This window comes from Mesorhizobium sp. B1-1-6 (assembly GCF_006443035.1).
Lineage (GTDB): Bacteria > Pseudomonadota > Alphaproteobacteria > Rhizobiales > Rhizobiaceae > Mesorhizobium.
The window spans coordinates 275,476-301,059 of the sequence record NZ_VFWR01000002.1 but is presented as its reverse complement, the minus strand read 5'-3'; the positions used below and the strand labels follow the sequence as shown (position 1 = coordinate 301,059).

The following is a 25,584-nucleotide window of genomic DNA, read 5'->3' as shown; positions in this document are numbered from 1 at the left end:
AGGCTCGGTGGGCCTGATCCGCTGCGGTCTCAGTTGGCTCCGCCGAGCGCCTGGACGTTGGCGCAGAACTCGGCGTGCGGCTTGCTCATCGCCGCGTCCTGGCATTCCTTCTTCATCGTATCCTGTTTTTCCATTGGCATGGCCATGAAAGCGGTCTTGAATTCCGCCATTGGCTTCATGGTTTTCATGCTGGAATCGGTGAAGAACGGGGCCATATTGTCGGGTTCGTCGAGAGCCCCGGCAAATGCCATGCCGCTGACCATGGAAAGAGCGAGCGCGCCGAGACAGATATTCTTGACGTTCATTGGATAGTTTCCTTCCCTATTGTTTGCAACGACCGCCGAACAGTGGTCGTGCCCGGGAGTTCGATGCCAAGACGTCCGATGTTTCCTCGAAAATCTCAATCACGCGAACGTGATTGCGCTCGTTCAATCAAACGGGCTCCAAAAAAGAGGCCCGGAGCGATCCGGGCCTCAAGGCGTGAGCACCTTGCGGAGCGTCACGACGGGATTTCAAGTTCCAGAAGACGTGCAGCGGTTTTCCGTACGCGATTACAGAAAGAGATGGGACCGGCGGGAGGAGGTCCGCCGGTCCCATGGCAAAGAGGCCTTACGGCACCACTTCGCCGTGCTGGCTGATGTCGAGACCCTCGACCTCTTCCTGGGTCGATGGACGCAGGCCGACGAGCGCCTTGACGATGTAGAGGATGACGAAGGTGGCGATTGCCGTCCACAGGATGGTGAAGACGATGCCGTAGAGCTGCTTGCCGATCGACGCGCCCGAGGACAGGCTGTTGATTGCCGGGTCGGCGAGCACGCCGGTCAGCAATGCGCCGACCACGCCGCCGACGCCATGGACACCGAAGGCATCGAGCGAGTCGTCATAGCCGAACATGTGCTTTACCTTGACCGCCGAGATGTAGCAGACGACGCCGGCGACGATGCCGACGATGAAGGCGCCCGTCGGGTTGACGAAGCCGGAAGCCGGCGTCACCGCGACAAGGCCGGCGACGGCGCCGGAGATGATGCCGAGCACCGAGGGCTTCTTGGCGACGATCCATTCGGCGAACATCCAGGCCAGCGCCGCTGCCGCGGTGGCAACCTGGGTGTTGAGCATCGCGGCACCGGCGAGGCCGTCGGCGGCGAGTTCCGAACCGGCGTTGAAGCCGAACCAGCCGACCCACAGCAGCGAAGCGCCGATCACGGAATAGACCAGGTTATGCGGCGCCATGTTGGTGGTGCCGTAGCCTTCGCGCTTGCCCAGGACCAGGGCGCAGACGAGACCCGCGACACCGGCATTGATATGGACGACCGTGCCGCCGGCGAAGTCGAGCACGCCGGCAGCGCCGAGGAAGCCGCCGCCCCAGACCCAATGCGCGATCGGCGCATAGACGACCAGCAGCCACAGCGCCATGAAGATCAGCAGGGCCGAGAACTTCATGCGCTCGGCAAAGGCGCCGGCGATCAGGGCCGGGGTGATGATGGCGAAGGTCATCTGGAACATCGAAAAGACGAATTCAGGAATGTTAGCCACGCCCGGCGCCCACAGCGTCGAGGTGGTGATGCCGTGATGGAAGAACTTCGAGAAGCCCCCGAGATAGGCATTCATGCCGCCGCCGTCGGAAAAGGCCAGCGAATAGCCGAACATGAACCACAGCACCGTCACCAGGCAGGTGATGGCGAAGCTCTGCATGACGGTGGCAAGCACGTTCTTCTTGCGCACCATGCCGCCGTAGAACAGTGCCAGGCCGGGGATGGTCATCATCAGCACCAGCGCCGTCGAAGTCAGCATCCAGGCGGTGTTGCCGGTGTCGAGCACCGGGGTGGGAGCGGCCGGGGCGGCGGCAGCCGCGGCCGGAGCCGCTTCCTGCGCGAGGGCGGCGACGCTGCCCAACGCTGCGAGAGCGAGCGAGCCAAAAAGGGCGGCGCGTCCCGTCTTCTTCAAGGTGGAAGGAATATTCATTGAACTCTCCATTGGAATACGTGTTCGCCGCTTCAGAGCGCGTCGGTGTCTGTTTCGCCGGTGCGGATGCGCACCGCCTGGTCGATGCCGAAAACGAAGATCTTGCCGTCGCCGATCTGACCGGTCTTGGCGGCTGCGGTGATGGCCTCCACGGCCTTGTCGACCATGTCGGCGCTGACCGCGACCTCGATCTTGATCTTCGGCAGGAAACTGACCGCGTATTCCGCCCCGCGATAGATTTCCGTGTGCCCCTTCTGACGCCCGTAGCCTTTGACTTCGGTGACGGTCAGGCCCTGGATGCCGACGGCGGTAAGCGCTTCGCGTACCTCGTCGAGCTTGAACGGCTTGATGATTGCCATCACGATTTTCATAAGGTTTCACCCTTTTGCTGTTGCGGTCCCCCGCGTTTGCACACCTTCACCGATCCCGAGGAGCCGGAGAGTGCCGACGAGGATTCAAGCTCCGTGCCAATTGCCGAAGCAGCGTGTTAACTGGTTGTAAACAAAGGAATTGACGCACCGGCGATCGCACCGTACCGATGAGCGCGGCACAGCTTCTGCTCAATAATTAAGCAGTTTTCAGAAAACGCCTATTTGGCGGGCTTTGGTCGAAAGGACTGCTCAACGCTTGAGCCGGATCAAGCCTTCCTGGGCCATCGAGGCGATCAGCGTGCCGTCGCGGGCATAAAGCGTGCCGCGGCTGAATCCGCGCGATCCCGAGCTCGAGGGGCTGTCCTGCGCGTAGAGCAGCCAGCCGTCGAGCGAATGCGGGCGGTGGAACCACATCGAATGGTCGAGGCTGGCCGCCTGGATGTCGGGATCGAACAGCCCGCGCCCATGCGCGAAGGTCGAGGTGTCGAGCAGCGTCATGTCGGAGAGATAGGCGAGCAACACCGATTGCAGCGCGCGGTCGTCTGGGACGGGACCGGCGAGGCGGATCCAGACATTCTGCCGGGGCGGCAGCTTGTCACGGCTTTCATAGTGCTGGAGATTGACCGGCCTGAGCTCCAGCGGTCGCTCGCGCGCCCAGAAGCGTCGCACCGCTTCCGGCACCCGGTCGGCCTTTTCGAGCAGTTGGCGCTGCGTCTTCAGCCCTTCCGGCGGCGGCACGTCGTCGGGCAAAGCGAACTGGTGCTCCAGCCCCTTCTCATCGACCTGGAACGAGGCTTCCAGCGAGAAGATCGCGTTCCCGTGCTGGATCGCCAGCACCCGGCGGGTGGTGAAGGAGCCGCCGTCGCGGATGCGGTCGACCTCGTAGATGATCGGCACCTTGATGTCGCCCGGCCGCATAAAATAGCCGTGCAGCGAATGCACGTAGCGGTCGGGCTCGACGGTCCGCTGCGCCGCCACCAGCGCCTGGGCGATGGTCTGGCCGCCGAACACGCGCTGCCACTCCACCTGGGGGCTGCGACCACGATACAGATTGTGTTCCAGCCTCTCGAGGTCGAGAATGCGCAGAAGCTCGTCCATGGCCGCCGTCATGTGTCGTGACCTCGCCTCAAGATTTCCTCGGCGGGTTTCCGACAGGAAGGACGGGCCGTCAAGGGCGGATGGCAGGCTGGCTTGCAAGGAGCGAAGACCATGGAAGGCAAGGCAGAGGCGAAAACCAGGTCCGGGCTCGATGTTCTGGTCGCCGGCGCCGGCTATGTCGGCTTGGCTGCCGCCGTGTCGCTGAAACAGGCGCAACCGGAGCTTGCCGTGGCCCTGGTCGATGCCGCACTCCCCGGCTCCTGGCAAAGGGACGGGCGCGCCTCGGCCGTTGCGGCGGCCGCCTGCCGCATGCTCGAGCGGCTCGGCGTCTGGGCCGAGATCGCGCCGGAAGCGCAGGCAATCACCGAGATGATCATCACCGATTCGCGTGCCGCCGATCCTGTGCGCCCGGTCTTCCTCACTTTCGACGGCGAGGTGGCGCCGGGCGAGCCCTTCGCACATATGGTGGCCAACCGGGTGCTGAACGGCGCCTTGCGCCGCAGCGCCGAAAAGCTCGGCGTCGACATCATCGAAGGCGTTGCCGTGCAAGGGTTCGAAACCAATGGTGCGGGCATCACCGTGCATCTGGCCGACGGCGCGACGCTGAAGGCGCGGCTGCTGGTCGCCGCCGACGGCGTCAACTCGAAGCTGCGTGACATGGCCGGCATCAAGACGGTGAAATGGGAATACGGCCAGTCCGGCATCGTCTGCACCGTGGCACATGAACGGCCCCACAACGGTCGTGCCGAAGAGCATTTCCTGCCCGCCGGACCCTTCGCCACGCTGCCGCTGAAGCCGGGCGAGGACGGCTCCAACCGCTCGTCGATCGTCTGGGTCGAGCGGTCGGAAGATGCTCAAACGCTGGTCGCCGGCGACGACCTCCTCTTCGAGCACGAACTGGAACAGCGTTTCGGCCTCAAGCTTGGCGAGATCCGCGTCGCCGACAAGCCGCGCGCCTGGCCGCTGGGTCTTACCATCGCGCGCGCCTTCGTCGCGCCGCGCGTGGCGCTTGCCGGCGATGCCGCCCACGGCATCCACCCGATCGCCGGCCAGGGCCTCAATCTCGGCTTCAAGGATGTCGCCGCCCTGGCCGAGGTGATCGTAGAAGCCGACCGGCTGGGCCAGGATATCGGCGCGCTCGACGTGCTCGAGCGTTACCAGCAATGGCGCCGTTTCGACACGGTGCAGATGGGCGTCACGACAGATGTGCTGAACCGGCTGTTTTCCAACGATATCGGCCCGCTGCGCGCGGTGCGCGACATCGGCCTCGGCCTGGTCGAACGCATGCCGCGGCTGAAGGAATTCTTCATCCGCCAGGCGTCGGGGCTTTCGGCCGGCACGCCGCGCCTTTTGAAGGGCGAGGCGATCTGACCCGCCGCGCCATCTATGACCCGGGCACGTCATAGATCGCCCGGACCTCGATCGTGCCGAGTTCGGCCAGCGGAATGCCGCCGGCGATGTCCAGCGCCTCCTGGAGGTCCTTCGCCTCGATCATGACGAAGCCGAGCAACTGCTCCTTGGTTTCGGCGAACGGGCCGTCGGTGACCAGCCGCTTGCCCTTGCGACGGCGCACGGTCTTCGAGGTCTTCACTGATTGCAGCGCCTGCGCGACGATGAGCTTGCCTTGTTGGTCCAAGGACCGGTCATAGGCCAGCGAATCGGCGTCGAGCTTGGCCGATCCTTCCGGAGTGAGCGCGTAGAGGTCTTTCTCCTCACCATAGACCAGGCAGACATATTTCATTTCGCGCTCCCTTGCTGCGATGAATCATAGGATGCGGCGACGAGCGTGTCAGCCTTGCCTTCGACCGCTGCCGCATGGTCGAGAAGGCATGCCGCGACCGCGACGATGGCGACAGCCGCCAGCAGCCTGCGGACACCGGACGGCGGCGGCTCCAGCCAGAAGTCCTGCCGTCGTTGAGCCTTGCGGCCCGGGGTCTTCCATATTGCGAAAAACAGATTGTCCATGTGAACCTCCATCCGGCCACAATCCCGTGGTCGCCCGCAGGACGGTCGGGCCGAATGGAAGCCGACATTTTTGCACGCGGATTTTTTTCGAAAGGAATGAACCGTCATCACGCCGTGGTCCAAACAGCGCAGTGGTCTTCGCGCACGCCCGCGTTATAGTTGGCCGGACGCTGGGCTCACCTGGACAAGTTCACGACAACCAAGGAGGAATTCATGGACCGCACCGCAACCGCCGTCTGGAAGGGCAATCTGAAGGACGGCAAAGGCACGCTCGACAGCCAGAGCGGGACCCTGAACGGCACGCCCTATTCGTTCAAGGCACGCTTCGAGGACGAGAGCGGCAAATCCGGCACCAATCCGGAAGAGCTGATCGCGGCCGCGCACGCCGGCTGCTACGCCATGCAGCTGTCGCATTTCCTAGCCGAGAACGGCACCCCGGCGGCCGAGCTCGACGCCAAGGCCGTGGTGACGCTGGTTCCCGGCACCGGCATCACGGGCAGCGCGATCACCCTTGTCGGCAAGGTGCCCGGCATCGACGCCGCGAAGTTCAAGGAATTGGCCGAGAAGGCCAAGGCCGAATGCCCTGTTTCCAAAGCGCTGGGCGCCATCAACGTATCGCTCGACGCCAGGCTCGGCTGAGACCACGGCATCCCGGCGCGCATGGTCGCGCCGGACACGCCCGACCGCTCAGGCGCCCAGCGCGTCGAGCCGGGCGCGAAGGGCTGCGACTTCCTGCTCCAGCGCCTCCACTCTCGCTTCGAGGTCGGAAGCGGGCACGGCCGATGCAGTGCGCTGCGCCGACAGGGCGGCAACGTCAACCGGCCCGGCGAGGAGATGCACATAGCGGTCCTCGCGTTGGCCTGGACCGCGCGGGATTTCCTGAACGAGCGGCGGTCGACGGCCGATCAGCATATCGAGTTCACCGCGCAAATCCTCGATCGATGAAAACCTTGCCATGCGCTCGCTGCGTGCCAACAATTCATGCGCCGTCTGCGGCCCGCGCAGCAAAAGCAGACCGACCAAGGCGGTCTGAGGCGTGGTCAGCGAGAAGCGCTGCGCCATCTGGTGCTCGTAGCGCTCGACGCGGGAGCCGAACATCTGCCGCACCAGCCCCTTCTGCTCGAGCAGCTTCAGCGCCCGGTGCACCTCTGTCTGCTCCAGCGCCATGACGGGCTCGCGCGCCGTCTTCTGGTTGGCGGCGGCAAGCGCTGCGTTGAGGGTCAACGGATAGACGTCCGGCGTCAGCTCCTTCTTCTCGATGAGGCAGCCGAGCACACGCGCTTCGGGAGGAGACAGGATGGGGAGGTCCGTCATTGGATTGCAATCCTTTTTGAAGCTGGCAAGACAGCGCCCCTTTTGTCCTGCCGGAGAAAGGGGGCGCGAAGGATCGCTGCGTTCAAGATTGCCGCGAGCGAGCGCCTAAACCCTTCTCTCCACCATCATCTTCTTGATTTCCGCGATCGCCTTGGCCGGATTCAAGCCCTTGGGGCAGGTCTGCGCGCAGTTCATGATGGTGTGGCAGCGATAGAGCCGGAAGGGGTCCTCGAGATTGTCGAGCCGCTCGCCCGTGGCCTCGTCGCGGCTGTCGATCAGCCAGCGATACGCCTGCAGCAGGGTTGCCGGGCCGAGATAACGGTCGCCGTTCCACCAATAGCTCGGGCAAGAGGTCGAGCAGCAGGCGCACAATATGCATTCGTAGAGCCCGTCGAGCTTCTCACGCTCCTCATGGCTCTGCAGCCATTCCTTGGCGGGCTGCGGCGAGACCGTCTTCAGCCACGGTTCGATCGAGGCGTGCTGGGCGTAGAAATTGGTGAGGTCGGGCACCAGGTCCTTGATGACGGGCATATGCGGCAGCGGGTAGATCTTGACGGCACCCGATATGTCGTCGCAGCCCTTGGTGCAGGCGAGCGTGTTGGAGCCGTCGATATTCATGGCGCAGGAGCCGCAGATGCCTTCCCGGCAGGAGCGGCGCAAGGTCAGCGTCGGGTCGATCTTGTTCTTGATCCAGAGCAGCGCATCCAGCACCATCGGCCCGCAATCGTCCATGTCGACGAAATATGTGTCCATGCGCGGGTTCTCGTCATCATCCGGCGACCAGCGGTAGATGCGATATTCCCTGAGATTGGTCGCGCCTTCCGGCTTCGGCCAGGTCTTGCCCTGCTGGATCTTCGAGTTCTTGGGGAGCGTGAGTTCGACCATTACCTCAGGTCCTTTCGGATGACGCGGCTGGACGTCATTTCAATACACCCTGGCCTTGGGCGCGATCTTGGCGAGACTGATGCCGCCGTCCTTTTCGGCCAGCAGCGGTTCGGTGTGCACCGGACGATAGGAGAGCGTCACCTCACCGGTCTCGCTCAGATGGGCGAGCGTGTGCTTGCGCCAGTTGGCGTCGTCACGGGCCGAGAAATCCTCCCGCGCGTGCGCGCCACGGCTCTCCTTGCGGGCCTCGGCGCCGTAGACCGTGGTGATGGCGTTGGCCATCAGGTTTTCCAGCTCCAGCGTCTCCACCAGGTCGGAGTTCCAGATCATCGAGCGGTCGAAAACCTTTATGTCCTTGAGCTCGCCCCAGATCTGCGAAATGCGCTTGCAACCGTTCTCCAGCGATTCCTGCGTGCGGAACACCGCCGCGTCTTCCTGCATGGCGCGCTGCATCTTTTCGCGCAGAACCGCCGTCGGCGTCGAGCCGTTGGCGTGGCGCAGCCGGTCGAAGCGGTCCATGATCTTGTCGACCGAGGCCTGGTTGGGCGACGGGATTGCCGATTTGCGGTCGATGACCTGGCCGGCACGGATCGCCGCCGCGCGGCCGAACACGACCAGGTCGATCAGCGAGTTCGATCCCAGCCGGTTGGCGCCGTGCACCGAGGCGCAGCCGGCCTCGCCTACCGCCATCAAGCCGGGCGAGACCCGATCGGGATTAAGGATCGTCGGGTTGAGCACCTCGCCCCAGTAATTGGTCGGCACGCCGCCCATATTGTAGTGCACCGTCGGCAGCACCGGAATCGGCTCCTTGGTGAGGTCGACGCCGGCGAAGATCTTTGCCGATTCCGAGATGCCGGGCAGCCGCTCGTGCAGCACCGCCGGATCGAGATGATCGAGGTGCAGGAAGATATGGTCCTTGTTCTTGCCGACGCCGCGGCCTTCGCGGATTTCCAGCGTCATGCAGCGCGAGACGACATCGCGCGAGGCAAGGTCCTTGGCCGACGGCGCGTAGCGCTCCATGAACCGCTCGCCCTCGGAGTTGACGAGATAGCCGCCCTCGCCGCGCGCGCCTTCCGTGATCAGGCAGCCGGCGCCGTAGATGCCGGTCGGGTGGAACTGCACGAACTCCATGTCCTGTAAGGGAAACCCCGCCCGCGCGGCCATGCCGCCGCCGTCGCCGGTGCAGGTGTGGGCCGATGTGGCCGAGAAATAAGCGCGGCCATAGCCGCCTGTCGCCAGCACAACCATCTTGGCCGAGAAGCGGTGGATGGTGCCGTCGTCGAGGTTCCAGGCGACGACGCCGGTGCATGTGCCGTCCGGCTCCGTGATCAGGTCGAGCGCGAAATACTCGATGAAGAACTGCGCGTTGTTCTTCAGCGACTGGCCGTAGAGCGTGTGCAGGATGGCGTGGCCGGTGCGGTCGGCGGCCGCGCAGGTGCGCTGCACCGGCGGGCCATCGCCGTAATTCATCATGTGGCCGCCGAACGGCCGCTGGTAGATCTTGCCCTCTTCCGTGCGCGAGAACGGCACGCCGTAATGCTCGAGTTCGTAGACGGCGGCCGGCGCTTCACGCACCAGATATTCCATGGCGTCGACATCGCCCAGCCAGTCCGAACCCTTGACGGTGTCGTACATGTGCCACTGCCAGGAGTCCGGGCCCATGTTGGAAAGCGAAGCGGCAATGCCGCCCTGCGCCGCCACCGTGTGCGAGCGGGTCGGGAAAACCTTGGTGATGCAGGCGGTGCGCAGGCCCTGTTCGGCCATGCCCAGCGTAGCGCGCAGTCCCGCGCCCCCGGCACCGACGACCACGACGTCGAATTTGTGGTCGACATAGGTATAGCCTGCCGTATTGGCTTCTTTCGCGTCCTTGGCCAAAACGTCAGCCTCCGAATGCCAGTTTGAGCAGGGCGAAGAGCGAAGCCACGCCGACCGCTACGGTGAAGAAAGTGTTGAGGGCGATCAGCGCCAGCTTCATGCCTTCGCCATGCACGTAATCCTCGATGATCACCTGCATGCCGATCCGCATGTGATAAAGCGGCGAGATGAGCACAAGGGCCATCATCAGCGCCACGAGCGGGTTGGCGAGCGCTGCCCGCACCTCCGCATAACCGGCGCCGTTGAGCGCGACCAGGAACCCGGTGAAGAACAGGATCAGCGGGATGTTGGCGATTGCCGTGAGGCGCTGGCGCCAGAAATGCCCGGTGCCTTCGCGGGCGGACCCCAGGCCGCGGACTTTCGCCAGCGGCGTGCGCATGTCGGTCTTTCCAGTGCTCATGGTCAGGCTCCTCGCGCCATATAGCCGGCGATCCAGATCAGCAGCGTGAGCAGGACCGAGCCGGCCAGGGTCGCCCAGGCGATCCTGGAGGCGGTATGCTTTTCGAGACCGGCGCCGGTATCCCAGATCAGGTGGCGCACGCCGCCCAGCATGTGGTGCATGAGCGCCCAGGTGTAGCCGAACAGGATCAGCCGTCCGAGCCAGGTTCCGAAGGCCCAGCTCACCCAATCGAAAGTGGCTTGCGAGCTCGCCGCCGCCATCAGCCATATCGCGACCAGGAGCGTGCCGAAATAGAGCGCGCCGCCGGTGATGCGATGGATGATCGACATCGTCATGGTGATCGGCGGCCGGTACACGCTGAGGTGCGGCGAAAGCGGCCGTTCACGTCTGGCGAATTCGCGGGTGGCTGGTGATTTGCTCATGGCTCCCCCAGTTCGGCGTTCCTGGAGCCTCAGGTGGAATGCGGCATTGCCGCTTCCGGTTGCGACTTCGGACAGCCGGTTTCTAATGCTCTTTTTGCACCGCGTCAAAGCCAGAAAACCGTTTCGAAAACGTAATTTAGTCTGATTAAAAGGCAGGTCCGGGCTTCAATCGATTAGGCGTCGACGATGCCAAGCCGGCCCGTTCTCGCTGCGGTGCAGCATATATGTGGCGGGCGCGGGCTTCGGCTCAGCGGGTGCAGGTCAGCGGCGCGAGCCCGCTTTCATCACCAGCGCCTCGCGACCGTCGATCACGATCGCGTCATGTGCCTCGTTAACCATGTTTATCAAGACATGGGTGAGAACCGCGCCAGCCTCTTAACAAAGGTTAAGAAAAGGTTAATTTCCGAATCGAGGAGGCTTTGTCTCCAATATGGAGGACGCCATGCGTTCGAATTCGGGCAGATCGCGCCTTGCGGCGCTCACAGTGGCGGTATTGGCCGTCGGCTTCGCCGCGCCGGCGCTGGCGGACGGACGCCACCAGGATCGGGTCTACGCCGATTCCTTCGGCAATCTCGTCATCGACAGTGCCGCCGGCTACAAGCGCATCCTCGTCGGCGAAGGCAAGCTCGCCAAGCAGCTGTCCGACTATACCAGCGCCGGCCAGCCCAAGGTGATCTACGAGAACGGGGCTGACGAGATGTCGGGCTATGGCGACTGCTATCGGCCGCCGGTGTTCGTGAAGGGGCGCAGTTATATGTATGGCCTCTCCGACGGCGAAATGCCCGAGCTCAGCCCCTGCCGCTGAACAGCGCCACGGCCTCTGGCCTGGCTGGCCCGGCGGAAACGCGCACGCAGTCGCGCCCGGCATCCTTGGCCTGATAGAGCGCTTCATCGGCACGCCGCATCAGATCGGAAAAATGCTCGCCGGCATGAAGCTCGGCGACGCCGAAGCTTGCCGTGCAGCGATTGTCGGCGGGGAGCCCGTCGATGGGCAGCGTCCCGAAGGCGCTGCGCGCGCCTTCGGCGAACAGCCGCGCGGCGGCAAGGTTGGTGCCTGGCAGGATGATGGCGAACTCCTCGCCGCCTATACGACCGGCGACATGGTGGTCGGCCGCGGCCTCGCGCAGGAAGCGGGCAAAGGCCTCGATGACCCGGTCGCCCGAGGCATGGCCGTAATTGTCGTTGATGGACTTGAAGTGGTCGAGATCGGCGATGACCAGCGCGACTGGGACGCCCCGGCGCGCCGCTTCCCCCAGCGCCCTCTCGGCGTGATGCTCGAAGCCGCCGCGGTTGAGGAGCCGCGACAGCGTGTCCGTTTCCGATTTCGACGTCGCCTCGGCGAGCACGTCGCGCACCAGTATGGCCAGCGCCAGCAAGGCCAGCGCCACGCCGAACACGGTGCCGAGCGATTGCGATACCAGGGCATAGCTGGTCTGCAGATAGGATTGTGGGGCGGCGCCGCGGCCGCCAAGCGCATCGGCGATGAATGGCTTGCTGGCGAACTGCATGGCGCTGGCCGCCAGCACCGCCATCAGCATCCGATCGAGCCGGCCACGCCTTTGCCTGGACGACCAGACAATGCCGAACCCGGTAAGCTGCATGACGGCGTAGGGCAGTTGGTAGGCCATCTTGCTGACTAGGGACTGGCGCGGCAGATCCTGGGCGAAATAGACCGCGACAGACGCAACGGCCAGGATCAGGAGCATCGCCGACCAGGGCGGCGTCACGCCGTATCTATGCGCAAGCCCGCCGTTGAAGGCGATGGTGGCGCCAAGGAAAACGGCAAAGGCTGCGACGACCACCAGCCGCGCATTGTCGAAGGCGGGAATGCTGAACTCAACGACGAAATAGGCCATGCCCAGCACATAGCCGAACGCCAGCCAGCGTGCCGAGACGCGTCCGATGTCATAGACGGCGATCGCCATGAAGGCCGCCGCCAGCAGCCCGGCAACGAACAGATTGATGACAAGGATGAAGTCCGCGCCGCCCATGATTTCCCAAGCCCCTGACGGCAGCAAACCATCGACGGGCGAAAAAGAAGTTAACGTGAGGTCATATCGAGGCTCGCGCACGCCTCGGACATTGGCCGAACGATGTTTGCCATCGCCTTTCAGGGAAGCAAGGAACGAAGCGGTGCGGCGCGGGTCCTGGATGATGAAGGCGTCAGGCCGATCGCCTTCAGCCGGCTTTGAGCGGCTCCGGCACGAACAGCGTTTCCGGCCGCTCATAGGACAGGCGCACGCTGTCACGGCCGTTTTTCTTGGCCTTGTAGAGGGCCTCGTCGGCGCGGCGCATCAACGGCTCCAGCGCTTCGTCGCCGCTGCGCGCCGCCACGCCGAAACTGGCGGTGACCTTGGTGCCGGGCGGAAGTCCGTCGACGCCGCCGGCCGAGTAGGCCACGCGCACGGCCTCTGCGAACAGCCGCGCGGCGGCAAGATCGGTCAAGGGCAGGAGCACCGCGAATTCCTCGCCGCCGATACGTCCAGCCTCACCGCGCGCACCGGCGGCCGCGCGAAGCCTGGCGGCGAAGTCAGCGATCACCCGGTCGCCCGCGGCATGCCCATGCAGGTCGTTGAGCGCCTTGAAGTGGTCGAGATCGGCCAGCACAAGGGCCACCGGCAATTTCGCCGCCGCGCAGCGTTGCAAGAGCAGGGCCGCCCGTTGCTCGAAGCCGCGCCGGTTGAGCAGGCGAGACAGCGGATCGGTGTAGGTTTCGACCTTCAACGCCTTCATCACGTCGAGCGCGGCGGCGGAGAACAGGCAAAGCGCGATCAGCAGCGACAGCAGCGCATGCGACAGCAACGCCGTCGTCCAATAGGATGATGTATAGAGCTCGTCATAAGTCGCGAAAGGCCCGTGCGCGACGATGACGGCAAGCGTGCGCACGAAGAAATTCAGCCCCGCGAGCAACGCCAGGACGAACAGGATCTTTTCCGTCGGGCCATTGCCACGCACCTTGCGCAATTCGGCGGCCGCCACCAGGCTGATGCCGCCGAGCGCGAAATTGATGACGAGGACCCGCCATGTCAGGTCCGGCTGGACGAACAGGAACCAGCAAAAGGCGGCCATGCCGCCGCTCGCCAAGACGCAAAGCCCGGCATAGGGCACTCGCTGGCCATGCCGCGCCACGATCGCGCCGGCCAGGCAGGATCCGGCAACGCAGAAGCATAGGTTGGAGAGCAGCTTCGACGGTGCCAGGCCAACGGGCAGCGTGAAATGCTGGAACAGGAACCCGGCCGCCGCAAGCGAATAGCTTACCGCCAGCACGGCCAGATAGGGACGGTGGCGCTGATAGAACCAAAGCACGAGGAACGCCGCGCCGAGGGCCAGCGCGATCGTCGGGTTTAGCAACGCTATCAGCAGGCCGGTGTCCAAAGGACCGTGACTTCCCCTCGCTTGACGTCGGGAAAGACCTTAGGCTGCAAGCCCAAACAAGCGGTTAAGCGAAAGCGAATATGCGTCACGCTGGTGCGGAGCGTGACGTGGAACCGGCGCGCCGGACCTGCGTTTGTCCAGCGCAGAAGAGGAACCGATAATGGCCGATACAATCACCCTGACCGATCACGAGGCAATCCGTTCATGGGCCGCTTCACGCGCCGGCTTTCCGGCCATTGTCGACGTGTCGCCCGAGGCCGGCACGCAGGCGATGCTGCGGCTGGTGTTCGGCCAGCACGCCTATGAGGACGAAGACCAGCCGGAGCGCCCGATCAATGCCGGAGGTTATGAGTTGGTCGAGTGGGACGAATGGTTCAAACTCTTCGATGAACGCGGGCTGGCCCTGGTGGTTGCCGCCGAAGAACCAGGGCGCCGCGAGCAGTTCCACGAGATCATCCGCCGCGACGACCGGTGAAGCTCCAACATGCTCTGGACGCTCAAGCAGAAGGCCCGGATCGCATCGCGGTCCGGGCCCTTGCGTTTCGATCGAACCAGCCGCGATTTACTTCCAGTCGCGAATATCGACGAAGTGGCCGGCGATCGCCGCCGCCGCAGCCATGGCCGGCGACACCAGATGGGTGCGCCCCTTGAAGCCTTGCCGGCCCTCGAAATTGCGGTTCGAGGTCGAGGCGCAGCGCTCATGCGGCTTCAGCCGGTCGTCGTTCATGGCAAGGCACATCGAGCAACCCGGCTCGCGCCAGTCGAAGCCGGCGGCGAGGAAGATCTTGTCCAGCCCTTCGGCCTCGGCCTGTTCCTTGACCAGGCCGGAGCCCGGCACGATCATGGCGTTGACGCGCGGATTGACTTTTCTGCCCTCGACCACCTTGGCGGCGGCGCGCAGATCCTCGATGCGGCCGTTGGTGCAGGAGCCGATGAAGACACGGTCGAGGGCGATGTCGGTGATCTTCGTTCCCGGCGTCAGGCCCATATAGTCGAGCGCGCGCTGCTTTGAGGTGCGCTTGTTTTCGTCGGTGATGTCTTCCGGGTTCGGCACAATCCCTTGCACCGAGACAACATCCTCCGGGGAAGAGCCCCAGGAGACGATCGGCGGCAGTTTGGCCGCATCGAGCACGATCACCTTGTCGAAATGCGCGCCTTCGTCGGATTGCAGCGTCTTCCAGTAGGCGAGCGCGGCGTCCCAGGCGGCGCCCTTGGGCGCGCGCGGCTTGTCCTTGACATAGGCGAAGGTCGTCTCGTCGGGTGCGATCAGGCCGGCGCGCGCGCCGCCCTCGATCGACATGTTGCAGATCGTCATGCGGCCTTCCATCGACAGCGAGCGGATCGCCTCGCCGGCATATTCGATGACATAGCCGGTGCCTCCGGCGGTGCCGATCTCGCCGATGATGGCGAGGATGATGTCCTTGGCGGTGACGCCTTCCGGCAACTGGCCGTCGACGCGCACCAGCATATTCTTGGCCTTGCGCTGGATCAGCGTCTGCGTCGCCAGCACGTGCTCGACCTCCGACGTGCCGATGCCGTGCGCCAGCGCGCCGAAGGCGCCGTGGGTGGAGGTGTGGCTGTCGCCGCAGACGATGGTCATGCCGGGCAAGGTGAAACCCTGTTCCGGCCCGATGATGTGGACGATGCCCTGGCGGATGTCATTCTCCGAATAATATTCGACGCCGAAATCCTTGGCGTTCTTGGCCAGAGCCTCGACCTGGATGCGGCTTTCCTCGTTCTTGATGCCGAACTTGCGCTCGGGCGAGGTCGAGACGTTGTGGTCGACCACGGCCAGCGTCTTTTCGGGATGACGGACTTTGCGACCACTCATGCGCAGGCCCTCGAAGGCCTGCGGGCTGGTCACCTCATGGACGAGGTGGCGGTCGATATAGAGCAGACAGGTGCCGTCGTCCTGGCGGTCGACGACGTGGTCGTCGAAAATCTTGTCATAGAGGGTGCGCGGTGCGCTCATGTGCGTAAATCCGTCGATATGAGAAAGGGAAGGGCAGACGCCAAGATGTCAGGCGAAACGAGTTGATCAGTCGGCCCGCGTAAGTCGGCTGGTCGGCGCGCCACAGACGCGCGCGGAGAAGCGCGACGGCAGGCGTTTTCTGTCCTGCAGCACGAACCCCTTGTAGGCCGGATCGCCAAAAAGCTCTTCCATGGCGGGGTAGATAGCAATGTTTTGGCTTTTCGGCAATTGGCGGTGGCTGCGCGGGACCTGGGTTCCTCGTCCTCGCGTCCACGCCTCCGGGGGATGCGCACCAAGCTTGGCGGACCCGCGGTTCAAAGCACCTCGAAGACAAACGTCTTCACCAGCGCATCCGGCTCGGCAATCGCATAGCAGCGGAACCACGGGCTTTGCTCGACCAGCCGCCATTTTCCTGTCCGTTCCAGCTCGTCGAAGACGGCCTGGAAACCACCGCTCTCGAACACCTGGTCGCGTACGGTGAAGATGGCGTGGCCGCCTTTCTTCGTGATGCGCACCAGTTCGTGCAGGCCGGAAGCCGGCGCATGGCTGATGGTGAACACGCCGGTCGAGAAGAAGGCGCGGAAATGGCCGTCGGGCCAGGGCAGCGGGCCGCCCAGCATTGCCTGCTTCAGCTCGCCATAGGCGTTGCGGCTGCCGGCGATCTTCAGCATGTCGTCCGACAGGTCGAGCCCGGCGATATCGCCGTAGCCCAGCGCCTTCAGCGACGGCCCCGACAGGCCGGTGCCGCAGCCCGCGTCGAGCAGCGGCCCTTCGCCCGCAGGCACATGGCGCGCCACCCAGGCGGCAATGAGGAACGGCAGGAGATAACCGAGCGAGGCGGTCTCGCTGTCATAGGTCGCGGCCCATGCGGCATAGGCCTGCGCCAGGGTTTCGGGCGTATCGGCCGTATAGACCGAGTCCAGCGCTGCATTGGCCTTGTCGACGTTCATGGGCATGCTCCTCCTCCAGTGCGCAACCGGAGCGTAACGCCGTCCTTGCCGAAAGACTATTCCTGATGCTGGCGGCGCAGCCGCCGTTCCAGCGCCCGGAGCGCCAAAGACAAGCCGACGGTCAGGATGAGATAGATGTAGGCTGTTATCGAATAGGTCTCGAAGAAGCGGAAGGAACCGGCGGCATAGACCTTGCCCATCTGCGTGATGTCGGCGACACCGAGCACCGAGACCAGCGAGGAATCCTTGACCAGGGCGACGAAGTCATTGCCGAGCGGCGGCAGGATGGTACGGATCGCCTGCGGAAAGACGATGAGCCGGAAACGTTGCGCCCGCGTGAGCCCGAGCGCCTTGGCCGCTTCGATCTGGCCCTTCTCGACCGCCTGGATGCCGGCCCGGAACACTTCGGAGATGAAGGCGGAATAGCCGATGGTCAGCGCCATGACGGCGCGCCACAAGAGCGAGACGTCGCGCACCTGCAACTCGCCGAGATAGCCGGTGCTCTGCAGCGGCGCGGTCAGCGCGTTCCAGGCTGCGACGAAAGCCGGTGCGCCGGCAAACGCGATCCAGAACAAAAGCACCAGGATCGGTACGCCACGGATGATCTCGACATAGAAACGCGCGATCTGCCGCAGCCACTGCGAACCCGACAATCCCATCAGCGCGATGCCGAGGCCGATGATCGAGGCCAGCGCGAAGGCGACAATGGTGACGAAGACGGTGACGCCGATGCCCTTGGCGACAGTGGCGAAGACCTGGGCATAAAGATCGCTGGCGGCGATGGCGAGCGCGGCGGCCAAGGCAAGGACAAGGGCGGCGGCCAGCCACCAGGGGAATTCAGGTTTGACGGAGGATGGTGGGGGGGCCATCAGGCGTGGCCGGCGAGGTGCATAGTGCGCAAGGCAGGCGCCAAGGCGCCCCCCTCTGTCCTGCCGGACATCTCCCCCTCAAGGGGGGAGATCAGATGTCTCATCGACCTTCGCCAATCTTCATCGATGCTGCATGTGGGACGAAGGCCAAGCTGCCAATCTCCCCCCTTGAGGGGGAGATGCCCGGCAGGGCAGAGGGGGGCGTTCAAGCGCAAACTCAGCGCGAGTTCCCGCACGCGCACCGCCCGCATCAAGACGAACTACTGCCCCATCTTGTAATCAAGAAACCATTTCTTGTTCAGCGCATCGAACGTGCCGTCGGCCTTGAGCGCGGCGATCGCGGCGTTGACAGGCTTCACCAGGTCGGAGCCCTTGGGAAAGATGAAGCCGAAATCCTCGGTGCCGAGCGGGCCGCCGATCAGCTTCAGCTTGCCCTCGGAAGCGTCGACATAGCCCTTGCCCGCAGTGCCGTCCGTGAGCACCACATCGACGTCGCCAGTCTTCAGCGCCTGCACGGTGGCACCGAACGTCTCGAACAGCTTTATGCGCGGGTTCTGCTCATTGCCGTCCAGCACGCTGTAGACAGCGGTGTAGAAGGGTGTCGTGCCGGCCTGCGCGCCGATCAGCCCGTCCTTGAAGGCGCCGAAGGTCTTGGCGTCGGTGAAGCGGCTCTCGTCGCCGCGCACCAACATGAACTGTTCCGAGCGCATATAGGGGTCGGAGAAATCCACCTTCTGCTTGCGGTCGTCCTTGATGGTGATGCCGGTCATGCCGATGTTGTACTGGTTGTCGGAAACCGCCTGGATCATCGCGTCCCAGGACGTGTTCTGGTACTCGACGGTGAAATTCAGCCGCTTGGCGATCTCGTTCATCGCGTCATATTCCCAGCCGATCTGTTTTCCGGTCTTGGCATCGATGAACTGTAGCGGCGGATAGGCGTTTTCCGTCACCACCACCACTTTCTTGCCGCCGAGATCGGGCAGCGCCTGGGCGAAGGCGGCAACGGGCGCAAGCATGACGGCAAGCAGGCCGGCCAGCAGCAGTTTCGATTTTGTCATGACACACTCCCCGGAAGTGAAAGCGCCCGGACACGGGCCGGGCTTGCAAAGGAATCCGGCGCCGACTTTAGCTCTCCGCAAGCGCCATGCAAGACGCTCCGCTGCGCCACGGCCGGCGAAAAACGCAAATAGATACTTTCGGCCGGGATTCTGGGGAACGATCCTTGCCGTGGCCGATCAGCCGCGCTGCGGCGCTCCGGCATCGGCCTCGCGCAGCCCGGCGACGAAGCGGGTCAGCGTGCCATGCAGCGACTTCAACTCGGCTGGGTCGAGCGGCATGCTGCAGAGCATGGCGGCGGGGATGTCCCTGGCGCGCTCGCGCAAGGCTTGGCCCTTGGCTGTCGGCTCGACCAGCACGCGGCGCTCGTCGGCAGGATCGCGCCGGCGCGTAACCAGGCCGCCGGCCTCGAGCCGCTTGAGCAGCGGCGTCAGCGTCGCCGAATCGAGGCCCAGCGCCTCGCCGAGCTCGCCCACCGTGCTCGGCGCGCGCTCCCACAGCGCCAGCATGGCCAGATATTGCGGATAGGTCAGGCCAAGCGGATCGAGCAACGGCCGGTAGAGCTTCGTCATCAATCCGCTCGCCGAATAGAGCGCGAAGCAGAGCTGGTCGCTGAGCCTTGGGACCGCGCTTGTCCCAGCATCACCCGCCGGGACCTGGTTGGCCGTGTCTTTGGTTTTCGCCGTCATGTCGCCTTTGCCGAAATCGCCACCTCGATATTGCCCCTGGTTGCGTTGGAGTAGGGGCAGATCTGGTGCGCTGCCGATACAAGCGCTTCGGCGGCCGCCTGATCAAGACCTTTCGTCTCGGCCGCCAGGGAAACGCCGAGCAGGAAACCGCCCTGGCCGTTGGGATGGAGGCTGACAGTGGCCGTCACCGAGGCATCGCGCAGCGGGAGTTTCTGCTTGCCGGCGAGAAACCGCATGGCGCTTTCGAAGCAAGCGGCATAGCCGGCGGCGAAAAGCTGTTCGGGATTGGTGGCACCACCCTTGCCGCCAAGCTCCTTCGGCATTGCGAGGTCGAGGCTGAGCAGGCCGTCATCGGTCTGGACGTGGCCGGCGCGGCCGCCGACGGCACGAGCCTGGGTCGAATAGAGGGCGGTCATATCAAGTCTCCAAAATTAGTTTGTACACGATTAATTAGTGTACCGTACTATAGAAGTCAATCCCGCTTTGGAAGCCCGCATGTGGCAAAGGGCGGGCTCCGAAACGAAAAAAGGCGGCCGAAGCCGCCTTTCAGAAATGTCTGTCGAAAGCCTTATTCGGCGGCAGCGGCTTCCGCAGCCTTGGCGGCTTCGTCGGCGGCCTTCTTCTCGGCGGCTTCCTTGGCGGCCGTCTCGGCGGCCAGCGCCTGCGCGGCGGCAACCTTCTCGGCCTCGATGCGCGCCTTCTCGGCGTTCAGCGCATCGCGCTCCTCATCGTTGAGCTTGCGGGCGCGCACGCCGGTGTTCTCCGAAATACGGGCCGACTTGCCGCGACGGTCGCGCAGGTAATAGAGCTTGGCACGACGCACCTTGCCGCGACGCACGATCTCGACGCCTTCGACCATTGGCGAAAACACCGGGAACACGCGCTCGACGCCTTCGCCGTAGGAGATCTTGCGGACGGTGAAATTTTCCTGGAAGCCCGAACCGGCACGGGCGATGACGACGCCTTCATATGCCTGGACGCGGGTGCGGGTGCCTTCGGTCACGCGGACCTGGACGCGCACGGTGTCGCCGGGCTGGAATTCGGGAAGCTTGCGCTTTGCTTCGATCTTGGCGGCCTGTTCGGCCTCGATCTGACGGATGAGATCCATCTCAATAATCCACTTCTTGTTCTTCCGACAGTCAGAGCGCCCGGCGCTCGCCTTGCAGTTCCAATGACCGCTCGGCTATGCCCTTTGTTCGAAAACATCGGGCAGGGGCGACTACACCGCCATTGTTGACGGGTCCGGCAGATTTCTCCCGGTTCGGCGGGCACATACAGCTATTTCGACGCTTTGTCACGTCTTGGCCGCGTCTTTTTTGCTCGCGTGCACCATCGTATCTGTCCACTACCGGGTTGCAAGGGCCCTTCAAGCTGCCTAAGGCGGGGCAACCATAGTTCTCCGGCGGCATCCTCATGTCCTTTTTCGACGCGGTCCTGCTATTCATGGCGGGTTTTCTTTCCGGCGCCGCCAATGCGGTCGCGGGCGGCGGCACCTTCATCACCTTCGGTGCCATGACCTTGGTCGGCCTGCCGCCGATCGTCGCCAACGCGACCTCCTCGGTGACGCAATTCCCCGGCTACATCACCTCGACGCTGGCCTACCGGGACGACATCCGCCATTTCTGGCGTGGCGCCCTGCTGCTCTGCCTGATATCGGCGCTCGGCGCACTGGCCGGCGCACTCATCCTGCTGGCGCTGGACAATCCGTCATTTCGCGTCCTGGTGCCGTGGCTGCTGCTGGCCGCGACGGCGCTGTTCGCCGCCGGGCCGTGGCTGAAGCCCGCACCCAAGCCGGGGCATGAGGCTTCTGTGGGCTCGTTGGCCGGCTCGCTGGCGCAGTTCGTCACGGCCATCTATGGCGGCTTCTTCGGGGCCGGCATGGGCGTGATGATGCTGGCGACGCTCGGCCTGACCCAGGCCGGCGACTACCACCGCCTGAACGCGCTGAAAAACATGCTGGCCATGGTCATCGCAGCGGTCGCCATCGTCGTCTTCGTCTCGGGTGGCGTCGTCGCCTGGCCGCAAGCGATCATCATGATCCCCGGCGGCGCGTTGGGCGGCTATGCCGGCGTGTGGATCGCCAAGCGCGTGCCGCAGAACGTGGTGCGTGGCTTCGTCGTCGCGGTCGGGCTGTTCCTGGCTTTCTACTATTTCGCCAAGGGCTGAGGAGAGCCGAGCAAGTCCGGCCGCCGTTCCCGCGTCAGCTTCTCCGACTGTGCCCGCCGCCACGCCGCGATCTTGCCGTGGTTGCCCGAGGTCAGCACCTCGGGAATAGGCCGGCCCTCGAAATCCTGCGGCCGCGTGTAGTGCGGGTGTTCGAGCAGGCCGTTTTCAAAGCTCTCTTCTTCACCCGACACCGCATTGCCCATAACGCCGGGCAGCAGCCGCACGACCGCGTCGAGCAGCACAAGCGCCGCCGGCTCGCCACCGGACAGAATGAAGTCTCCGACCGAGACTTCCTCCAATCCTCGCGCGTCGATCACCCGCTGGTCGATGCCTTCGAAGCGGCCGCACAGGATGACGGCGCCCGGCCCGGCGGCCAGTTCGCGCACGCGCGCCTGCGTCAGCGGCTTTCCACGCGGGCTCATCAGCAGCCGTGGCCGCAAATCGCCTTCGGGCGAGGCATGGTCGATCGCCCTGGCCAAGACATCGGCGCGCATCACCATGCCGGCGCCGCCGCCGGCCGGCGTGTCGTCGACAGTGCGGTGGCGGTCGGTTGCAAAGTCGCGGATCTGGATTGCTTGCAGCGACCATGTACCCGCCTCCAGCGCCCGCCCGGCCAGCGACAGGCCAAGCAGACCCGGAAACATTTCCGGGTAGAGCGTAAGCACGGAGGCGGAGAAGCTCACCGGTTGCCCCCGGCGTCCCTCGGGCCGCGCGGCCTGCCCTTCGGGTCGAAGCCTTCCTCGCGCGGCGCTTCGCCGTCCTCGTCCTCGACCAGTCCGGCCGCCGCCTGGTTGACGCGCACAAAACCCTCGGCGATGGACACTTCGGGCACAGCGGCCTGCGTGAACGGGATCAACACGCCCTTGCGTCCGGCCAGCGTCACATCGAGGATGTCGCCGCCGCCGAAATTGTGCACGGCGACGACCTTGCCAAGGACGGCTCCCGTATCGTCCCGAACCTCCAGACCGATCAGGTCGGCATGATAGAATTCGTCCTCCTCGCCGTCATCGGGCAGCATGGAGCGATCGACGAACAGCTCCGTGCCCGCCAGCGCCTCGGCCGCGTTGCGGTCACTGACACCCTTGAAGCGCACCACGACCACGGTGTTGGCGGGCCTTATGTCGATGATCTGGAAGGCGCGGCCGTCCCTTGCGTAAAGCGGCCCGTAGTCGGCGAGCGCCAGCGGATCGCCGGTAAAGGTTTTGACGCGCAATTCGCCCTTGATGCCGTGAGCGGCGCCGATCACGGCCATCTGGACGGGGTTCTGGGGCTTGCTCATGGCGCGCTTTTACCTTCGTCATCCACGGGCGGAGCAGGCGCGAAGCGACTGCGCAGACCCGAGGACCCATTCGTTACGGTGATCAAACCCACGGCAGTTCAGAAAGGCTCACGGGTTTCGTTCCTGCAACTCTCTATTTGCGGATACCCCGTTTGGCCAATCACCACGGTTTTGACTTGCCGCCGGTCGACTCCTAGCCCCACCGGATTGTCATTTCAATGACGCCTCTTCACCGCTTCCTAACCCGGCTGCCGGAAAATGACGGCGAACCGGAACGACGCCATGCAGGAATTCCTTATCCCGGCAAAGCCCGACCTCCAGGCGGCGCGCGAAAGCTGGCTCAAGATGCTCGCGCGAGAACGTCGGCTGTCGCCCGAGACGGTGGAAGCCTACGAGCGCGACACCAGGCAGTTCCTGCATTTCCTGACGGGTCATAATGGCGGCCCGCCCGGCATAGCCGACATCGCCGATCTGCGCCCGGCCGACCTGCGCGGCTTTCTCGCCGCCCGCCGCAACGAAGGCGCAGGCGCCCGCACGCTCGGCCGGGGGCTGGCCGGCATTCGCTCACTCTTGCGCTTTCTGGAACGGCGTGGTCTCGCCAACGCAGCGGGCGCGGCGGCCCTGCGCGCGCCTCGCCAACCAAAGTCACTGCCGAAACCGCTGACGGCCAGTGACGCAAAACATGTCGTTTCCGTCGAGGGTCAATTGGCGGACGAACCCTGGATCGCCGCCCGCAACGCCGCCGTGCTGACGCTGCTCTACGGCTCGGGCCTGCGCATTTCCGAGGCGCTCGGCCTTGCCGGCGCCGAACTGGCGTCGGAGGCCGACACGGTGCTGCGCGTCACCGGCAAGGGTGGCAAGACGCGGCTGGTGCCGGTGCTGCCGGTGGCGCTCAAGGCGGTTGCCGAATACCGCCGGCTGTGCCCCTACCATCTCGACCCCAAGGGCCGGTTGTTTCGCGGCGCGCGCGGCGGCCCGCTCAACCCGGCCATCGTCCAGCGCGAGATGGCCAAGCTGCGCTCGGCGCTCAACCTGCCGGACACCGCAACGCCGCACGCCTTGCGCCATTCCTTCGCCACGCATCTGCTCGGCCGCGGCGGCGACCTGCGCACCGTCCAGGAACTGCTCGGCCATGCCAGCCTGTCGACCACGCAGATCTATACCGGCGTCGATACGGCGAGGCTGTTGGAGATCTATGAATCGGCTCACCCGAGGGCGTGAAGTATTGGGGTTGCGCGAGGCTTCCGGACTTCGCCACGGGATGATGAGGGGTGGGCGGCTCAACCAACTGCAAGCCGTTCAGTAATTCGAGCGATAGTCAAAACTGATTGAATCGAAGACAATTTCGTTCTCCGGGTTAACCGTTTTGCCGTTTTTCCAGCTTAGGAAAGGACCATGAAACGGGTCATCGTCATCGCCGACCGCGCTGCGCTCTTCTCGCTGAAGCTGCTCCTGGCGTTCCATGTGCTGTTTTTCCTGTCTCTGCTCTCCGTCCTGCTGTTCGCGGCGGGCAAGGCGCATGCCGAAATCCCGTCCTGCACCGGCGCCGACATGCTGTCGGCGTTGCAGAAAAGTGACCCGTCCACCTACCGCAAGATCGAGGCGGAAGCCGCCGCAACGCCGAACGGCAAGGGCCTGCTGTGGAAGCTGGAGAAGACGGGCGAACAGCCCTCCTTCCTGTTCGGCACCATGCATATGACCGACCCGCGCGTCACAGCGCTGCCGCCGGCCGCGCAGAAGGCCTATGACGGCGCCGGCACCATCGTCATCGAGACCACCGAAGTGCTCGACCAGCAGAAGATGATGGCGGCCCTGCTCAAGCAGCCGGAGCTGATGATGTTCACCGACAGCACCACGCTGTCGTCGCTGCTGTCGCCCGACGACGCTGCGGCGGTCGACAAGGCGCTCGACGAACGCGGCATCCCGCCGGCAACCGTCGCCAAGATGAAGCCGTGGATGCTGTCGGCCATGGTGGCGCTTCCAGCCTGCGAGCTCGCCCGCAAGGCGGGCGGCGCGCCGGTGCTCGACGTCAAGCTTGCCGAGGATGCCAAGGCCTCCGGCAAATCCGTCGAAGGGCTGGAAACCGTCGCCGACCAGCTGCGCGCCATGGCTTCGCTGCCGATGGCGTTCCACATGAAGGGACTGGTCGACACGCTGAAGCTCGGCGACAGGATGAACGACGTCAACGAAACCATGATCGTGCTCTACCAGCGCGGCGAGACCGGCATGTTCTGGCCGCTGTTTCGCGCCGTGCTGCCCGGCGAGACGGGCGACGCGACAGGCTACGCGGCGTTCGAGCAGACCATGATCACCAGCCGCAACAAGGCGATGGTCGATCATGCCGGACCATTCCTCGCCAAAGGCAGTGCCTTCATCGCCGTCGGCGCGCTGCATCTGCCCGGTCCCGAGGGCCTGGTCGAGGATTTCCGCAAAGCCGGCTATACTGTCACCGCTGTCGATTGAGTCGCGTGGGCAGCGGAGGAACCGTGCGCCGCGTTTTCGGCGCTTTCCTTCCCTAGCGTGAAACCCCATCAACGGTTGCGCGTTGATGGCTGTTGATTGATCATTTTCATCCACGGAGGACACTTTTATGGCGAATCCATCAAACGACACGCCCAGATCAGGTGGCGGCGGCAGCCCTTGGCTGATTGCATTGGTCGTCGTTATTCTGGCGATTGTCGCGTATTATGTTTTCGGAAGAAGTGGTGAGCATCCGGCGACCGAACCGCCGGCCGCGAGCACACCGGCCCCGGCCCCAGCGCCCGCGGAACCGATGAAGCCCGCCGAACCGGCACCCGCGCCTGCCCCGGCACCCGCGCCTGCTCCTGCACCGGCGACACCGGCTCCTGCCCCGGCCCCAGCTCCCGCACCGGCCCAGTAATCCGGGCCACGGCTTTCAACGAAGAACGGCCCGCCTTCCGGTGGGCCGTTCTGTT

General features: G+C 64.6%; 29 protein-coding genes. 7 read left to right on the top strand and 22 right to left on the bottom strand.

Going from position 1 to position 25,584, the window contains the following annotated elements; translation table 11 throughout:
• Positions 1–29: 29 nt before the first annotated feature.
• The 4 genes from FJ979_RS05100 to tesB all read right to left on the bottom strand — a co-directional run bounded on the left by FJ979_RS05100 (position 30) and on the right by tesB (position 3,443).
• Positions 30–305 carry a hypothetical protein gene (locus FJ979_RS05100; protein ID WP_140492681.1) on the bottom strand — a complete coding sequence of 92 codons (276 nt, stop codon included), beginning with the start codon at positions 303–305 and terminating at the stop codon, positions 30–32.
• A 304-nt stretch (positions 306–609) separates the two neighbouring features.
• A complete protein-coding gene (locus tag FJ979_RS05095) occupies positions 610–1,962 on the bottom strand; it encodes an ammonium transporter (RefSeq protein WP_140492683.1) in 1,353 nt (450 codons plus the stop codon).
• A gap of 32 nt (positions 1,963–1,994) precedes the next feature.
• On the bottom strand, positions 1,995–2,333 hold the full coding sequence (locus FJ979_RS05090) for a P-II family nitrogen regulator (protein WP_013528889.1): 339 nt from the start codon (positions 2,331–2,333) through the stop codon (positions 1,995–1,997).
• A gap of 249 nt (positions 2,334–2,582) precedes the next feature.
• Positions 2,583–3,443 carry an acyl-CoA thioesterase II gene (tesB, locus tag FJ979_RS05085; protein ID WP_140524665.1) on the bottom strand — a complete coding sequence of 287 codons (861 nt, stop codon included), beginning with the start codon at positions 3,441–3,443 and terminating at the stop codon, positions 2,583–2,585.
• A 99-nt stretch (positions 3,444–3,542) separates the two neighbouring features.
• Between tesB and FJ979_RS05080 the strand changes: the two genes are divergently transcribed.
• Positions 3,543–4,802: a ubiquinone biosynthesis hydroxylase gene (locus FJ979_RS05080; protein ID WP_140580169.1), complete on the top strand. Its 1,260-nt coding sequence runs from the start codon at positions 3,543–3,545 to the stop codon at positions 4,800–4,802.
• Between the two features lie 13 nt (positions 4,803–4,815).
• On the opposite strand, the gene FJ979_RS05075 is transcribed toward FJ979_RS05080, so the two are convergent.
• The gene (locus FJ979_RS05075) at positions 4,816–5,172 is read right to left on the bottom strand and encodes a YciI family protein (protein WP_140492691.1); all 357 of its coding nucleotides are present in this window, start codon (positions 5,170–5,172) and stop codon (positions 4,816–4,818) included.
• On the bottom strand, positions 5,169–5,396 hold the full coding sequence (locus FJ979_RS05070) for a hypothetical protein (protein ID WP_140492694.1): 228 nt from the start codon (positions 5,394–5,396) through the stop codon (positions 5,169–5,171). Before FJ979_RS05070 ends, FJ979_RS05075 begins: the two co-directional genes overlap by 4 nt.
• Before the next feature lie 213 nt (positions 5,397–5,609).
• Here FJ979_RS05070 and FJ979_RS05065 point away from each other — a divergent pair, with 213 nt between their 5' ends.
• A complete protein-coding gene (locus FJ979_RS05065) occupies positions 5,610–6,035 on the top strand; it encodes an OsmC family protein (protein ID WP_140492697.1) in 426 nt (141 codons plus the stop codon).
• Positions 6,036–6,083: 48 nt separating this feature from the next.
• Here the strand turns inward: FJ979_RS05065 and FJ979_RS05060 are convergent, their stop codons facing one another.
• From FJ979_RS05060 to sdhC, 5 genes are all read right to left on the bottom strand, one after another.
• Positions 6,084–6,710, bottom strand: a complete 627-nt coding sequence (locus tag FJ979_RS05060) for a DUF480 domain-containing protein (protein ID WP_140559263.1) — start codon at positions 6,708–6,710, stop codon at positions 6,084–6,086.
• Positions 6,711–6,815: 105 nt separating this feature from the next.
• Positions 6,816–7,595, bottom strand: coding sequence for a succinate dehydrogenase iron-sulfur subunit (locus FJ979_RS05055; RefSeq protein ID WP_140518103.1), 780 nt, complete (start codon positions 7,593–7,595; stop codon positions 6,816–6,818).
• A gap of 39 nt (positions 7,596–7,634) precedes the next feature.
• Positions 7,635–9,470 (bottom strand): succinate dehydrogenase flavoprotein subunit, encoded by a 1,836-nt coding sequence (gene sdhA, locus FJ979_RS05050; protein ID WP_140524668.1) that lies wholly within the window; start codon positions 9,468–9,470, stop codon positions 7,635–7,637.
• Positions 9,471–9,474: 4 nt separating this feature from the next.
• Positions 9,475–9,870 (bottom strand): succinate dehydrogenase, hydrophobic membrane anchor protein, encoded by a 396-nt coding sequence (gene sdhD / locus FJ979_RS05045; protein ID WP_140518101.1) that lies wholly within the window; start codon positions 9,868–9,870, stop codon positions 9,475–9,477.
• 2 nt (positions 9,871–9,872) lie between these two features.
• Positions 9,873–10,292 (bottom strand): succinate dehydrogenase, cytochrome b556 subunit, encoded by a 420-nt coding sequence (sdhC, locus tag FJ979_RS05040; RefSeq protein ID WP_140580168.1) that lies wholly within the window; start codon positions 10,290–10,292, stop codon positions 9,873–9,875.
• 442 nt (positions 10,293–10,734) lie between these two features.
• Between sdhC and FJ979_RS05035 the strand changes: the two genes are divergently transcribed.
• The gene (locus FJ979_RS05035; RefSeq protein WP_140580167.1) at positions 10,735–11,097 is read left to right on the top strand and encodes a hypothetical protein; all 363 of its coding nucleotides are present in this window, start codon (positions 10,735–10,737) and stop codon (positions 11,095–11,097) included.
• On the opposite strand, the gene FJ979_RS05030 is transcribed toward FJ979_RS05035, so the two are convergent.
• Together FJ979_RS05030 and FJ979_RS05025 are read right to left on the bottom strand one after the other, a co-directional pair.
• Positions 11,081–12,283, bottom strand: coding sequence for a GGDEF domain-containing protein (locus FJ979_RS05030; RefSeq protein WP_140518098.1), 1,203 nt, complete (start codon positions 12,281–12,283; stop codon positions 11,081–11,083). The genes FJ979_RS05035 and FJ979_RS05030 overlap by 17 nt on opposite strands.
• 187 nt (positions 12,284–12,470) lie before the next feature.
• On the bottom strand, positions 12,471–13,667 hold the full coding sequence (locus FJ979_RS05025) for a GGDEF domain-containing protein (protein ID WP_140518097.1): 1,197 nt from the start codon (positions 13,665–13,667) through the stop codon (positions 12,471–12,473).
• 160 nt (positions 13,668–13,827) lie between these two features.
• Here FJ979_RS05025 and FJ979_RS05020 point away from each other — a divergent pair, with 160 nt between their 5' ends.
• Complete coding sequence (locus FJ979_RS05020) at positions 13,828–14,142, top strand: hypothetical protein (RefSeq protein ID WP_140492726.1); 315 nt, start codon at positions 13,828–13,830, stop codon at positions 14,140–14,142.
• An 87-nt stretch (positions 14,143–14,229) separates the two neighbouring features.
• Here FJ979_RS05020 and leuC read toward each other — a convergent pair whose 3' ends face one another.
• The 7 genes from leuC to rplS all read right to left on the bottom strand — a co-directional run bounded on the left by leuC (position 14,230) and on the right by rplS (position 20,311).
• The gene (gene leuC / locus FJ979_RS05015) at positions 14,230–15,639 is read right to left on the bottom strand and encodes a 3-isopropylmalate dehydratase large subunit (RefSeq protein WP_140518096.1); all 1,410 of its coding nucleotides are present in this window, start codon (positions 15,637–15,639) and stop codon (positions 14,230–14,232) included.
• Between the two features lie 314 nt (positions 15,640–15,953).
• A complete protein-coding gene (locus tag FJ979_RS05005; RefSeq protein ID WP_140518095.1) occupies positions 15,954–16,589 on the bottom strand; it encodes a class I SAM-dependent methyltransferase in 636 nt (211 codons plus the stop codon).
• A 56-nt stretch (positions 16,590–16,645) separates the two neighbouring features.
• Complete coding sequence (locus FJ979_RS05000) at positions 16,646–17,458, bottom strand: amino acid ABC transporter permease (protein ID WP_140492737.1); 813 nt, start codon at positions 17,456–17,458, stop codon at positions 16,646–16,648.
• Between the two features lie 260 nt (positions 17,459–17,718).
• A complete protein-coding gene (locus FJ979_RS04990) occupies positions 17,719–18,516 on the bottom strand; it encodes a transporter substrate-binding domain-containing protein (RefSeq protein WP_140492740.1) in 798 nt (265 codons plus the stop codon).
• Between the two features lie 177 nt (positions 18,517–18,693).
• Positions 18,694–19,203: a MarR family transcriptional regulator gene (locus FJ979_RS04985; protein ID WP_140518092.1), complete on the bottom strand. Its 510-nt coding sequence runs from the start codon at positions 19,201–19,203 to the stop codon at positions 18,694–18,696.
• Complete coding sequence (locus FJ979_RS04980) at positions 19,200–19,619, bottom strand: organic hydroperoxide resistance protein (RefSeq protein ID WP_140492746.1); 420 nt, start codon at positions 19,617–19,619, stop codon at positions 19,200–19,202. Before FJ979_RS04980 ends, FJ979_RS04985 begins: the two co-directional genes overlap by 4 nt.
• 152 nt (positions 19,620–19,771) lie before the next feature.
• A complete protein-coding gene (rplS, locus tag FJ979_RS04975) occupies positions 19,772–20,311 on the bottom strand; it encodes a 50S ribosomal protein L19 (protein WP_140518090.1) in 540 nt (179 codons plus the stop codon).
• Positions 20,312–20,616: 305 nt separating this feature from the next.
• On the opposite strand from rplS, the gene FJ979_RS04970 reads away from it, so the two are divergent.
• On the top strand, positions 20,617–21,369 hold the full coding sequence (locus FJ979_RS04970) for a sulfite exporter TauE/SafE family protein (protein ID WP_140518089.1): 753 nt from the start codon (positions 20,617–20,619) through the stop codon (positions 21,367–21,369).
• Here the strand turns inward: FJ979_RS04970 and trmD are convergent.
• On the bottom strand, positions 21,351–22,052 hold the full coding sequence (gene trmD / locus FJ979_RS04965; protein ID WP_140492755.1) for a tRNA (guanosine(37)-N1)-methyltransferase TrmD: 702 nt from the start codon (positions 22,050–22,052) through the stop codon (positions 21,351–21,353). The genes FJ979_RS04970 and trmD overlap by 19 nt on opposite strands.
• Positions 22,049–22,648: a ribosome maturation factor RimM gene (gene rimM, locus FJ979_RS04960; RefSeq protein WP_140492758.1), complete on the bottom strand. Its 600-nt coding sequence runs from the start codon at positions 22,646–22,648 to the stop codon at positions 22,049–22,051. The genes trmD and rimM overlap by 4 nt, the downstream gene beginning before the upstream one ends.
• 282 nt (positions 22,649–22,930) lie before the next feature.
• Here rimM and FJ979_RS04955 point away from each other — a divergent pair, with 282 nt between their 5' ends.
• The gene (locus FJ979_RS04955) at positions 22,931–23,869 is read left to right on the top strand and encodes a tyrosine recombinase XerC (protein WP_140580166.1); all 939 of its coding nucleotides are present in this window, start codon (positions 22,931–22,933) and stop codon (positions 23,867–23,869) included.
• Between the two features lie 174 nt (positions 23,870–24,043).
• Positions 24,044–25,111, top strand: coding sequence for a TraB/GumN family protein (locus FJ979_RS04950; RefSeq protein ID WP_140580165.1), 1,068 nt, complete (start codon positions 24,044–24,046; stop codon positions 25,109–25,111).
• Positions 25,112–25,584 lie beyond the last annotated feature (473 nt).